This window comes from Neobacillus niacini (assembly GCF_030817595.1).
Lineage (GTDB): Bacteria > Bacillota > Bacilli > Bacillales > Cytobacillaceae > Neobacillus > Neobacillus niacini_G.
Map to the genome: position 1 here is coordinate 2,534,321 of NZ_JAUSZN010000001.1, position 13,776 is coordinate 2,548,096.

Here is a 13,776-nt window from a genome sequence, read left to right on the forward strand (position 1 = left end):
GATAAATGATAAATAAGGGCTCCCCATTTACTGGAGAGTCCTTATTTTTGGAAACTGACTTGCCGAAAATGCCTCGGCTTACGATCGTTTTATACCTTAACGATTTAAATTTATCAGTTAAAAGGTTTTATTGGTGTTTTTTTCTTTATCTCCCGTAAAACCGTCTAATCCCTGTCTTTTTAACTCCTCTGCTACAAGTCTTGCAAGTTCTGTTGCTCCTGCACGGTTTGGGTGCAATGTATCCCCATTCATATAAAGAGCAAGAGTGGCTTCCGGTCCAATAGAGGTAAAGTATGCTGAACTTAATACATTTAAGTCTATCAAAGGTACATTTTCTTCCTGTGCTAAAGCGATTATAGAGTATCTGTACCAACGGTTTACGGACGTGTGAACGCCATCCGCATTAAAGTCTGATGCTCTTCCTTGTGGAGTCGATAGTACCACTGTAGCACCTTTTGCCTTGACCTGCTTGACCATTTCCCGCATATACTCTTTAAATTGCGCTTCCGTTGTTGTATTTTTAGGATTTGTATCATTAATTCCAAGCTGTAAAATAAAATAATCGCCTGGTTTAATATATTTTAGAATGGCTTCTAATTGACCATCATCCTTAAATCCTCTTGCGATTTGGCCGCCGGATGCCATATTTCTAACCTGAAAGATCTCTGGGTCAACAAATTGCGGGAATAATTGCCCCCACCCAGCCTGGATACTGCTGTCTAATGGATAATAATTCGCGACCGTGGAGTCCCCGCCAATATATATTGTTCTTTTGGTTTCTGGATGGCGGGACAGCTTGTTGATTTCGAGAGCACTTAAAGTAAAATTGGTACCCGCCTTACCTTCTGTAATTAACAGATTAAGCTGACCATCCGTAATAGGTATTTGAAATGAATCTGTCGCATTATTACCTGTCATATTTATTACCTGATAGACTTCTTCTGCAGCGACACTGACTCTGAATGCATCTCCTAAAGTGACCTTAACTTCGTAAAGTCCATTTGGCAGATCAACGTTAAACGTATTATCACTCTTTGTACCATATTCTAAAAACTGAACAGCATCACTAGCGACGCCTGATCCGGATGCCGGTACATTAATCATATCTTCCGGAGTATTAAAGCCATAACGCTTTTTCTCATCGTATTTCTCGGTGGCACTTACACCTACGTAACCTTTTTCCACCTCACCAATGCCGAAGTCAAACTTATAATTACTTGGTTCTGCGTTTACAGGTAAATGAGTAAAACTTCCAAAAAATGCAACCATCATTATAATAATGGTTAATGTCTTTAAAATCGCGTTCTTTTTCACGATTCCTTCCTCTCCCTTTTCCTTTTAATTTACTTTCGATTTCATCCTGTGTTCTCGCTATCTACATGACATACCTATGTAGGCCCTACAAACTAAAAAAAGAAAGAAAGCGATTACATCGATGGTCGCCATCCACCACCTCCCTTCTTGAATATATTTCAGGAATATTTTTCCGTCATTATCAATTTTTTAAATTATCAAGGAAATAGGATTTTGTATTTTCTTGCACCAACAGCAAATTCATGGTGATAGGTCTTTGTTAACTGGCATTTTATTATTCCGGGTATTTCGTTTGATGGATTGGAGATGGCTGGGTTGAGACATCATCGTCTACTCCTGCCCCTAAAAACATAATCTTTTAAAAAAATGAACAAAATAAAGTTTTGGAGGTGATAAAAATGGATGAGAATACAAAAAGCTATCCGAATGCGAGTTTAGGCGGAAAGAAGTCTAATGAAAAAGGTGAAGGTGATTCTGGCCATATGCGTTATGGACAAGGGAACAAGGGCGAAAGCAAGGGTAGAAACAAGTAAGGACTATTGGATCCTGAGGTTCAATTCTTCTTGCATTAGAAAAAGCACGCCTAAGCGTGCTCAGGCTGTCGAGAAAATCTCGACAGCTATTATTTTTTGTAATTACTTTAATGATTCACCGCGTTAATATGCTATAATATACATATAAATAACAGGACGGTGGATAGAATGTATAAGCCAAAAAGAGAAATACAAAACGAAGCTGAATTTGTTTTTATTGATGATTTAGTACCGCAAGATCACCTATTAAGGAAGGTGGACAAGTATATTGATTTTTCTTTTATTGGTGAGAAGGTCCGTCCTTTTTATTCAGAAAATAACGGGCGTCCTTCGGACCCTATACAGCTCTTTAAGATGATGTTTATCGGATATTTTTATGGCATTCGTTCTGAACGACAATTAGAGCGTGAAATTCAGACGAATGTGGCCTATCGATGGTTCTTAGGATTAAAGCTAAACGATACAGTTCCCCATCATTCCACCATTAGTTGGAATCGGCGAACCCGTTTTAAAGATACAAATATATTTCAGGAAATTTTTGATGAGATTGTCTTCAAAGCAATTAACCACAAGATGGTTGGAGGAAGGGTTTTATTTTCCGATTCCACACACCTTAAAGCGAATGCAAACAAACATAAATTCTCTAGAGTTGAAGTGGAAGTTGAAACACGTGAATATGTAGAAGATTTAAACAAAGCTATTGAGGAAGACAGGAGAGATCATGGAAAAAAGCCTTTAAAGGAAAAGGAGGAGGTGACCGAGAAAAAGGAAATACGACTGAGCACAACTGATCCTGAATGCGGGTTTATGTCACGAGAGAATAAACAGGAGATGTTCTGTTATCTTGATCATCGAACTACCGACATGAAGTTCAACATCATAACTGATGCGTATGTTACAGCAGGAAATGTTCACGATTCTGTCCCCTATCTTTCACGGTTAGACCGTCAGGTCGAACGTTTTGGATTTAAAGTAGAAGCTGTGGCACTTGATTCGGGTTACCTGACAAATCCGATTTGTAAGGGACTTAATGAACGCAATATTTTTGGAGTTATCGCTCACAGAAGATATCAATCAACAAAAGGGTTATTTCCTAAATGGAAGTTTACATATGACAAAGATAGAGATTTGTATGTTTGTCCAAATGGTCAGGAGTTACAATATCGTACAACTACAAGAGAAGGTTATCGGGAATATAAGTCAGATCCTAAAAAGTGTACTAACTGCCCACTCCTGCCTGAGTGTACAAAATCTCAAAATAAAACAAAAGTAGTTACCAGACATGTTTGGGAGGAACATAAGGAAAAGGTTCGACTTAACAGACTTTCAAAGTCAGGTAAAATACTATATAAATTTAGAAAAGAAAAAGTAGAGCGAAGCTTCGCAGATTCAAAAGAACTGCATGGGCTTCGCTATTGTAGGTTACGGGGATTGCAAAATGCGAGTGAGCAAGTGTTACTTACCGCAGCATGCCAAAACATGAAAAAGATTGCCACGCACTTAGCCAGGTTTGAAAAAGTGTGTGGCAATCTCCAGGTTCATTCCCCCTGTTGATTGGAGCGGAAGGTGCGAAGACTCCTGCGGGAGTACGGGGCTGGGGAGACCCCGCAGGCGCTTAAGCGCTGAGGAGGCTCCCCGGCACGCCCGCGGAAAGCGAAGCACCTGGAGCGGAAATCAACAGGCCTTTGGGCAGGCAGAAAAATAAAAATTGCCGAGAAAGATACCTTTCTCGACAATCTGAGCACGCCTAAGCGTGCTTCTTCTTTTAGCTATTGACGGAAAGTCTGATTTTGGAAACTCTGCATCGGCTGCGATTGGAACGCTGGATTTACAAACGTCTGGTGTTGGAATCCAACAGATCCGGTCTGACCTGACAGTTCTCGTTCCAGCTGATTACATTGATTAATGACTTCCTGACATCTCTGAATTGCCATTTCATGTCCTTGGAGGCTTTGTTGAATGGTTTGAACAGCCATCCGCTCTTTTTGAATCATTTGCTCAAGCACCTGAGCATTTTGCTTCTCATTTTGAAGCATTTGTTGATATTGCTGGTTTGCCATTTGGGTTTGTTGAATTAACTGTTGTGCGAGCTGACGGCATTGTTGGATATGAGTAATTGAATGTTGGCTTGTATACATTCGTAAATCCCCCCATTATTAGGACTTTGACACATTTAGGATTGATATTCAACCCTCTATTATAATCCGCGTTTTGTACCCTTCTCATTCGTCTAGCTAAATTCCAAATAATGATGAGAATAACCCTTTTCTTATTAAAAGAAGAAAGGAACCCATGATGGATTCCTTCCTTCTGACTAAATTATTTGCCAATAAACATCTGTGTCCAGTGGTTGCCAGACTTCTCGTACCCTACTCCAATATGAGTAAAGTTAGTGCTTAAAATGTTCTGTCTATGCCCGGCGCTGTTCATCCATGCATTTACGACTTCTTGAGGTGTACGTTGACCCTGGGCGATATTTTCCCCAGCTGATCTATATGTCACACCAAAGTCCCTCATCATGTCAAATGGTGAACCATATGTCGGGCTTGTATGTGAAAAATAATTGTTTTGTGCCATGTCCAGTGATTTCTTTTGTGCCACTCCACTTAGTTGTGTATCATGTTTTAAAGCGGGTAAACCGTTTTTACTGCGTTGTGCATTGGTTAAATCAATAACCTGCTGAACATAGGCACTGACGTTACCAGTTGCTGGTGCTGGCGCTGCTGGCTTAGGTGCTGGTGCTGCTGGTGCCGGTGCTGCTGGTGCCGGTGCTGCTGGCGCTGGTGCTGCTGGTGCTGCTGGCGCTGCTGGCGCTGGTGCTGCTGGTGCCGGTGCTGCTGGCGCTGGTGCTGCTGTTGGACCTTGTTGTTGATTTGGTGCTTGTCCAGTTGGTCCTTGTTGTTGAGTGTTTGGTGCTTGTGCTGCCGGTCCTTGTTGTTGAATTCTACCTTGTTGGCCTCCAAATTGGTACCATTGGACTGATCCGAATGGAATGTACCTATACTGAGCGTGTTGAATTAAGATCGCTTTTGTATGAGGGTAACTTCTACTATCTAAAGTTGTTCGATCAGCAGAGATATTCAAAGCATCGTTCATATTGTTATTGTTGTTTTTGTTGTTTTTATTATTATTGTTATTGTTATTATTGTTATTGTTGTTCCCTACATTTACTAAATCAGGGTCTAACCCACGATTTAAAGGATTGTACCGGATATTATTTGTGTTATTAGTCGTACGGTTGTTATTTACATTTGTAGTATTGTTATTTCGATTTGTCGTACGATCATTATTTACATTTCTTGTACGATTGTTTCGATTGTTCGTACGATCATTATTTACATTGGTTACATTATCGTCATTACGCGCATTTCGATCCCAATCCGGATCATTATTATCTCTATTGCTGTAATCCTCGGTCAGAGGACCATTATGGTCAATACCATCATCTCTGTTATTCCCAACAGTTAAAAACGTATTGTCTCGATCTGCCCTGCTTGTACGCACTTCGTCCGCTGCGTCATTATTGTTATTACATGCAGCTAGACCGAATGTCAAAACACCAGATAGCAGTAAGCCTAAAGGTTTTTTTATCAAAGTAATTACCCCCTTGCAAAAATTTTTTTTTGCCTTCTTATTGTTGATTATTTTTCAATAAATATTGATGGAAATAACCGTGTTTTTTTACATAAAAAAAAACCGTATGGTAATGAAACCAACGGATTTTTTCCTATAATGAGGGTAAAGTAACATCAAGCACAACATTTCAATTTTTGGAAATTAAATTAACTTGCTTGCCAGCTTTTGCCTCAATGATATTATTATCGGCGCTCAGCCACACGGAAATAGCCGAAGGATTATAGACAAAATGGCTGTCGGCTGAGAATTTAAGGTTTTGAAATGCTTTGAAATAGTCCACAATTTCGATATTTGTTGCATACCAAATTTCACTTTTATTGCTGATTATTTCACAGAATGTTTCGATTAGGTCCCAGTTTTGATCATTGTCAAACTCATAACTATGACCCCAGACATACATCATATATAGATATTGTTTTTTGTTAAGTTGAACAAAATCTTCTGCTAGTTTGATTAAATTTCGGTTATGGTGACAGGTTGGATTCCATTCGTGGAAGTCATCCGGAATAGAAAAATTTCCTGTACTATGTACCGTTCTTGCGTATTCGATTCCTAAATATGGGAGCATTTCTTTTATTAATCGATTATAGGATCCATTTGGATATGATAATCCTCTAACCGTATATCCAGCTATTCGCTCCAAACTTTTTCGGTCTTCGATGATTTCTTCAATCAGTTGTTCTTTTGGTGATCGGGCAATCGTAGGATGTGTTACGGTATGTGTGGAGATTTCATGTCCTTCATATAATTGTGCAACTTCCTCTTCGGGGATACGATCTTCAAACCCCAATAACCCTGAGTTAACATGAAAGGAACCCTTAATACCGTATTGATTGAAAACCTTAACTAATTTTCTGTCAGCTGCCCTGCCGTCATCATAACTCATTGTTAACACTTTATGTTTACCTTCTGGGAAAGTCAGAATCACCTTTGGCATTTTTATCCCTCTCAATCCATTAAAAATATCTCTGTTAATACTTCGTTAAACCAGCAACTTCACGGAGCTTATGTTCCTCATAATCAAAATATTTTCCTTCTAGAAGCCCTATTAATGTGTTGGTTACCTTCACTTCAACTACGTTTTCTCCTGTATACAGAATTTCAGATTTCCCCTTCCATTGATAGGGTGTCCAAGCCTTTACTCCAAGCCGATGGCCGTTGACGAAAACGTCCATACAGTCATGAAAATTTCTATCCAAATCATTAAAAAATAATTCAAAATACGCCTCTTTCGGAACACTGTCTAGATGAATTATCCTTGTAAAAACCAAAGTCCCAGCATAATATGGATAGCTTGGGTATGGACCCTGATGTAAGGATGAATTGGTTAATGCATTTGAAATTACTTGCTGTAGCTCCTTGCTAAAAGTAACACCAAAATCACCTAGCAAATAAATGGCATCTGTAACTCCATCCCAGTCATGTTCCACTAGTACTTCAATTCGGAGTATGTTTTCTCCCTGTTTTAAGGTAGGCAAAATATCACTGGTGAGATTACTATTGTCATAAACGAAGTTCTCATGAAAATTCTCTACCCTGTGTTCATTGATATAAATTTGATATTGGCCAGAAATAGCTCCCTTATCCATCAATATCAAACATTTCTCTGGCATTTTCTCAATCATGAACTTCCTTTGATAACTACAGGATATTGGATAATTAAAGGCCAGTTTCATCGGGATACCAAATGATTGACGAAATTCGATGGGCAGACTTTGTTCATTTATTATGTCAGAACATTGATCTATGAACGTTTTTACCGGAACGATCGATTGATTATTAACTTGGATTTTCTTTTCCGTATCGATGTTAAGTTGGAAATGATCGAACCTTAGGGTATTATCCTGAAGCGCCTTCACTTCCCAATTCCCTTTCGACTCGACTTTCCACTTCCACCGCTCAGATTTTCCCTTAACTTCTTTTATATCATCCTTACGGTTTATCTGGACGAGACAGCTTTCATATGATCCAAAATGTAAATCCAGTTTCCATCCATTTCCCTCCCATTTTGCACCAAGAAGCTCCACTTCGCCTGTTTCCAAATCTAGTCTACAGAACTCACATGGATATGATACTGTCAAGGTTGCATGATGGTCTCCCTCTTCCTGATTACTGATAAAAACCAGGTTTGATTGATCTGATACCTGACGTTTTTCTGTTAAGAAACTCTTCTTTCCACTTTCTGTTTCAAAGTGTATTTCCTCTTGGATATGCTTGTTTAATAGTTGAAGCAATATTTCAATTTCCCCTGAAGGAATAAAATAAGCATTTTGCCCGCCTTTGTGATAGGAATCGACAAGTACGGATTGGTTATTCCAATAGTCTGAACACGGAGATTCACCCATCCCGAAGGTTTCTAAAATCTCTTTTTCTAGTAAGGTATCATCAATCGCTTCAAAAGGAAGTAGTTTATTCCCGATCACCACACCGCCTTGATCGAGGAACAATTTAATTTGCTTCCAGGCAGCACTTTCGATATTAGAAAGCGGCGGAAGGACCAGGACAGAATAACTGGCAGTACCAATTTTGATTTTTCCCTCTGTTATCTCTGCTTCACAAAGGATTTCCGGATCTAAATGGTCATACTGCTTATGATGTAATAGCAGCTGTTTTGAGAGTTCAGACCAATCTTGTTTTAAACGTTGGAGCTTCGCCATTTCTGAGTCATCATTACCGATATAGTGAAAGTTATGGAATGGATTTCCCATTTGAGTCCATAAGCTTGTTGTCGGGTCGAGGAGTGCGATGGAACGAATCGGTATTCCACTGCTCATCACATAGCCAAGCCTTCCTGTATAGTCTCCTAATGTTCGGAAGTGCTGCCAGTATGGATTTTGATAAAATTGAGACGGCGGTGCATCATGCTTTGTCAGCCCATCGAGCGTAAAGAAAAAGGCATGGAAATTATAAAAATTAATGCCAAATGCTGCAAGCCGGTCAAGCATCCATTTTGCATCCTGCAAAGTCATCGACCAGCCCACACTATGAAAGCTTTCAATTAAAGCCCTCTCTCTTCCCAACTGATTTGCTAATGAACTAACCATTTTAGGGTTTGCGCGAAAACTTGTCATATACCGATTAAGAATCCACTCCAGTGATATTCCAAGTTTTTCATGGGCACTGTCCCCGCCAGGTATATGACTGTATACCTGATTTGACATTCTAACGGAAGGCACTTCCGCTACATATTGGATTCCCTGTTCCTCACACCAATCATGGATTTGTTTATGATAGGACTCCCGTAAAAGAAGATGAATGGATTGAAAATAATCATATCGGACCTTTGCGGTATTCTCTCCACCGGACTCAATTAATGTATATAGATACTCCCTTAAATCATAGCCATTGTGTTTTTGGAAAAAGTCCGGTAATTGCGGGGACCATGGAATTCTCCCTATAAGCCCCGTTTCATCCGTAAAAATTCCTTTAACACTTTTGCCAAATTCTTCTCCTAAGTTTTCGGCATAACGTTCGTGCGTTAATTCAATAAAGGTCTTAATCGCTTCCCGGTTACAAGGGTCAACGAAGGTTCCATAATATTTAAAATCGTCGATTTCTTCTTCAAGGAAACAATGAATCTCCCAATCTCCTTCCGGGGCAGTCCACTTCAGTATTTTTATCGTGTTGTATGTAAAAAATCTTTTTTGATTATAAGTAGTTAGTCCTACTTTTTGATATACAGGTTCGGACTGGTAATTACCGATGTATTTTTTAATATCAATGGCTTCGTCCCAACGTTTACTGCCTGTTTCCTGATCAACTGGAACAGCTTTAGCTGACAGCACACGCCCCCATGGCAGCTCCATATTACAGGTTTGGTTACTTTGCAGTGTTTCACTTTTATGGACCAATGTATAGTGTTTGGCGTCAGGATGAAGAAGTGTAACCTCTCCACCGGCAATGCCGCTTGGGTATGGATATTCATCATATAGCCAAACATCCATGTTAAGGGTTTTAGCCGTTTCTACAGCAAACTTCACTTTTTTAAACCAATCCTCCGATAAATAAGGCACTTTAAGTCCCTGCCTTGGGCAAATAAAAAAACCTCCCACACCCTTATCAGCCATTTCCCTGATTTGGCGTGCGATTTCATGGTCATCCATCTCACCATTCCAAAACCAAAAAGGATGGATCCGGTAAGCAGACGGAGGATTTTTAAAAGTGGTTAAATCGAACATGATTTTATGCCTAATCGGGTTATACTCTTGCACTATAAACTCCTCCAGTAACTAGCTTTAGTAACATGCATAAAAAAATAGTTAAAAATCGGGTCTCTAATCATGAGAACCCGATGAGTATTTACTGCTCTTGAAATAACAGTTGTGATTTTTGATTTATTTTATCAAAGGCATTGGTCGCTGGTTTCATAATAAATAGTGCCAATAGGTTTCCACTATACAATAAACAAATCGGCGGCGCATAGGATAATACAAAAAGGATTCCAAAGCTGCCAATCAACATATAAAAGGTTGAAAGTGGATTCATAATCATCACAAAAAACGAGTTTTTTATTACCTGACTTAGTTTCATATCATAATGCACAAAAATCGGAATGATATAAAAAAGCATTGAAATAAAAATTAGCGTGATGATAAAGAATGGTACATAAAGAAAACTGGCAAAACTATTCGCCGCATGTTGGACGAACTGAAAATCAATGTATAAGATCAATCCAATTGCAACAATAATCACTCCGAGTACATTACTCTTTAAAAATTCTCGCTTATATGCAGTCCAAAAAGTCTTAAAAATAGACATTTCTTCGTTACCTAGCATCCATTTACGAGCAACCGCGAACATTGCCACCGTTGCAGGAAAAAATCCAAAGATGATGAGACCTAGTAGTGAAAATGATATCCATAATAAATTTAAGAATGCTAATCTTGATATCCATTCAAGCAATTTATTTAAACTGCCTAAAAATCCTGAAGTGTCCATTTTTAATCCTCCTTAAACACTTGTACCCAATGTTTAGAAATATTGTATCTTTGCCACTTCCATTTAGGGTTTGAAGTGGCAAAGTTTTAAGTATATTCTTTTGGTTATCATATTATCCTTTTAATCCGCTGGTACTAATCCCTTCAACCACATGGCGTTGGAAGAGGAAAAAGATTACGAATACAGGAATCAATGTAACAACTGACATCGCAAACATCGCTCCCCAGTTCGATACCGTTTCATTACTCAAGAACATATTCAAAGCCATTGATACCGTGTACTTTGTTGGGCTGTTTAGATAAAGAACCGGCCCTAATAATGACTCCCAAGTCCAATAGAATGAGAAAATAGCCGCTGTTGCTAACGATGGTTTAATTAATGGCAAAATAATCTTCGTGAATATCTTGAATGTGCCACATCCATCAATGATTGCTGCTTCATCGAGTTCCCTTGGGATGGTACGAATAAATTGTACTAAAAGGAAGATAAAGAACGGATGTCCAAAATAAGCTGGAACAGCAAGTGGTTTAATAGAGTTGAGCCAATCAAGCTTTGAGAAAATGATATACTGCGGTACCATTACCACATCATGCGGAAGCATTAAAGTAACCATCATAATCCCGAACCAGAATGCTTTTCCTTTAAACTCTAGACGTGCAAACCCAAAAGCAATAACCGCTGATGAGATTACCTGTCCAATTAATGTAATAACAACTAGGATGGATGTATTTTTAATAAAGACACCAAATGAATTGCCGCCAATACCTTTCCAACCTTCTATAAAGTTGGTCCAAATCCATGGATCTGGGATCAGTGATTTTGCTGTAACAAAAATCGTATCACTAGGTTTAAAGGAACTCATCAGGAGCCAAATAACTGGGTAAAGCATTAAAACTGCAAAGCCGCCGACAAGTATATGATAGACCCACCATCTTGGTGATTTTAATTTTAATGCCATTGTTATCTGCCTCCTTCCGACTCATAGTGAACCCAATATTTTGAAGTAGTAAAAATAATCGCTGTTAAAATTCCTACAATAATAAGCATAATCCATGCCATAGCTGAAGCATAACCCATATTGAAGAACTCAAAACCTTGTATAAATAGATATAAAGAATAAAGTAGAGTTCCGTCTAACGGACCGCCTGTACCCTTTGAAATAATAAAGGCTGGGACGAACGTCATAAAAGCTGCAATAGTTTGCATAACTGTATTGAATAGAATTACAGGACTTAGCATTGGCAGCGTAATTTTGAAGAACTTTTGAATCCCGTTTGCACCGTCAACACTAGCTGCTTCATAATAACTTTTTGGAATACCTTTTAATCCAGCTAAGAAGATCAGCATCGAAGAACCAAATTGCCATACGGATAAGAAGATAAGCATCCATAATGCCGCAGTCGGGTTACCAAACCATCTAACAGACGGGATACCAAGTACATCAAGTAGAATATTAACAATCCCGACATCACCAAAGACATTACGCCACATAATCGCAACCGCAACGCTTCCGCCAATCAGAGAAGGTAAATAGAACAATGAGCGGTACAGTCCAACAGCCCTAGATGCAGTATTTAACATTAAGGCAATTAATAATGCAAATGCGAGTCTTAAAGGAACTCCACCCAATACATAGATGAGGGTAACTTTTAATGATTTCCAATAGCGGGGGTCGGCTGTAAACATTTGTATGTAGTTATCCAAGCCTATCCATGTTGGGCTTGCAAATAGATTATAATTTGTAAATGATAAATATAAAGATGCTAATATAGGAATGAATGTAAAAGCTAGAAATCCGATAATAAACGGACTGATAAATGCATAACCTGTCAGGTTTTCCTTAATGATACGGGAGCGCTTGCTGACAGGGGTGATCGTGATATCTGCTTGTATATTTTCCTTTATCACACGTGTATTCATTTATTCATCTCCTTATTCTTTGGCCTGAGTTCCTAAGATGAAAGGACGATAGCTGATCCATCTATTACATGATCAGCTATCGAAGTGGAAATTATTTTTTGTTTTGTGCTAAGACACTTTCAGCTTGTTGTCTAAACTGTTTTGCAGCGTCTTTCACTGATAGATTTCCATAAGCCATTTGTTCAGCTAAACTATCAAGAGTTTCAATCACTTGTCCTGCACCAACTGGATCTGGACCATCGAATTCTGAGCTATTTCCTTCCGCCCAATCAACATAATCAAATACTTGGACTTGTGCTGGTGAAAGTAATGGCTTTAATGCTTCTTTTACAACTGAAGAACCAGGAACACCACGGTCACCAAGATTTAATTTGTTCGCTTCGATATCATTGATCATGAAATCAATAAACTTTGCAGCTTCTTCTTTATGTTCTGAATTATTTCCAACAGACCAGAACATACTTGGTTTTAAATATAAACCTTTTTCACTGTCAGGACCTGGCATTGGAGCAATAGCAAGTTCTCGATTCGCCACTTGTTGAAGCCCGACAAACTGGTTAGACCATTGCCAGATACCAATTGCGTTTTGAGTAACAACAGGATCATCTTCAATTCCTTTTAACTGTGCTAAGAAGTCAGGTGTTGGAACCGCTTTATCCTTAACCAAACCAGATGTCATGTTGAAGAAATCTTCGAACAGCTTGTCATCTTTATATCCAAGAGAGGCACCATCTTTGCTATAAAGTGACTTCCCTTGTGTTCTTAAGAAGTAGTTGAAAAATACATCCGCTTTCATTCCTGTATCCATAAATACGCCAGCAGCTTTTGCTTTTGCTGCGATTTCTTTGTAATCGTCCCAAGTCCAATTTTCTGGGATAGAATCTACACCAGCTTTTGCAAGTACTGCTGGATCATGATGAAAACCAACAACGTTTACACCAGCATTAATTCCATAAAGTTTATCGCCAAGTTTACCGCCATTGATGATATTGTCAGCAATATCTTTTGTATTAATTTGTTTATCTAAGTAAGGAGTTAAATCAGCAATTTGTTCATTTTGTGCATACTGTGAAAAGTATGATAAATCCATTTGGATAATATCAGGAAGCTCATTTGCGGCTGCTTGAGGAGCTAGCTTTTTCCAGTAGTCATCCCAAGCTGCATATTCAGCTTCGATTTTTACATTTGGATTCTTTTCTTGATACATTTCAATAATTTTAAGTGTGTAATCATGTCGTGGCTGAGATCCCCACCAAGCGATACGAAGAGTTACTGGTTCATCTTTTTTGTCTTCTTTTTTAGGTTTAGTTTCTTCACTGCTCGTTGAACTGCTGCTGTTACATGCTGCTAATGTAAAAACTAAAACAAATGAAAACAATAGCACTAAAAATTTCTTCATTCTTTATTTCCCCCTTCTTTTTTTCACACTTTTTAT

At 38.7% G+C, this 13,776-nt stretch carries 11 protein-coding genes; 2 read left to right on the top strand and 9 right to left on the bottom strand.

Annotated elements, in window-relative coordinates; genetic code table 11:
- Nucleotides 1-117: 117 nt before the first annotated feature.
- Complete coding sequence (locus tag QFZ31_RS12080) at nucleotides 118-1,272, bottom strand: rhamnogalacturonan acetylesterase (protein WP_307311553.1); 1,155 nt, start codon at nucleotides 1,270-1,272, stop codon at nucleotides 118-120.
- 440 nt (nucleotides 1,273-1,712) lie between these two features.
- On the opposite strand from QFZ31_RS12080, the gene QFZ31_RS12085 reads away from it, so the two are divergent.
- The gene (locus QFZ31_RS12085; RefSeq protein WP_257029356.1) at nucleotides 1,713-1,847 is read left to right on the top strand and encodes a hypothetical protein; all 135 of its coding nucleotides are present in this window, start codon (nucleotides 1,713-1,715) and stop codon (nucleotides 1,845-1,847) included.
- Nucleotides 1,848-2,015: 168 nt separating this feature from the next.
- Nucleotides 2,016-3,401, top strand: a complete 1,386-nt coding sequence (locus QFZ31_RS12090; protein WP_307303192.1) for an IS1182 family transposase — start codon at nucleotides 2,016-2,018, stop codon at nucleotides 3,399-3,401.
- 215 nt (nucleotides 3,402-3,616) lie between these two features.
- On the opposite strand, the gene QFZ31_RS12095 is transcribed toward QFZ31_RS12090, so the two are convergent.
- From QFZ31_RS12095 to QFZ31_RS12130, 8 genes are all read right to left on the bottom strand, one after another.
- Nucleotides 3,617-3,985: a hypothetical protein gene (locus QFZ31_RS12095; protein ID WP_179602250.1), complete on the bottom strand. Its 369-nt coding sequence runs from the start codon at nucleotides 3,983-3,985 to the stop codon at nucleotides 3,617-3,619.
- 181 nt (nucleotides 3,986-4,166) lie between these two features.
- Nucleotides 4,167-5,441, bottom strand: coding sequence for a CAP domain-containing protein (locus QFZ31_RS33840; RefSeq protein WP_373459844.1), 1,275 nt, complete (start codon nucleotides 5,439-5,441; stop codon nucleotides 4,167-4,169).
- A 169-nt stretch (nucleotides 5,442-5,610) separates the two neighbouring features.
- A complete protein-coding gene (locus QFZ31_RS12105; RefSeq protein WP_307303193.1) occupies nucleotides 5,611-6,420 on the bottom strand; it encodes a polysaccharide deacetylase family protein in 810 nt (269 codons plus the stop codon).
- A gap of 34 nt (nucleotides 6,421-6,454) precedes the next feature.
- Nucleotides 6,455-9,694, bottom strand: a complete 3,240-nt coding sequence (locus QFZ31_RS12110) for a glycosyl hydrolase (protein ID WP_307303194.1) — start codon at nucleotides 9,692-9,694, stop codon at nucleotides 6,455-6,457.
- Nucleotides 9,695-9,782: 88 nt separating this feature from the next.
- Nucleotides 9,783-10,421: a YesL family protein gene (locus QFZ31_RS12115; protein ID WP_307303195.1), complete on the bottom strand. Its 639-nt coding sequence runs from the start codon at nucleotides 10,419-10,421 to the stop codon at nucleotides 9,783-9,785.
- Nucleotides 10,422-10,533: 112 nt separating this feature from the next.
- A complete protein-coding gene (locus tag QFZ31_RS12120) occupies nucleotides 10,534-11,379 on the bottom strand; it encodes a carbohydrate ABC transporter permease (RefSeq protein WP_179602254.1) in 846 nt (281 codons plus the stop codon).
- A gap of 2 nt (nucleotides 11,380-11,381) precedes the next feature.
- Nucleotides 11,382-12,341, bottom strand: a complete 960-nt coding sequence (locus tag QFZ31_RS12125; RefSeq protein ID WP_179602255.1) for a carbohydrate ABC transporter permease — start codon at nucleotides 12,339-12,341, stop codon at nucleotides 11,382-11,384.
- Nucleotides 12,342-12,432: 91 nt separating this feature from the next.
- Entirely contained in the window at nucleotides 12,433-13,740 is a 1,308-nt protein-coding gene (locus QFZ31_RS12130) for an ABC transporter substrate-binding protein (protein WP_307303196.1), read from the bottom strand.
- Between the last annotated feature and the right edge of the window lie 36 nt (nucleotides 13,741-13,776).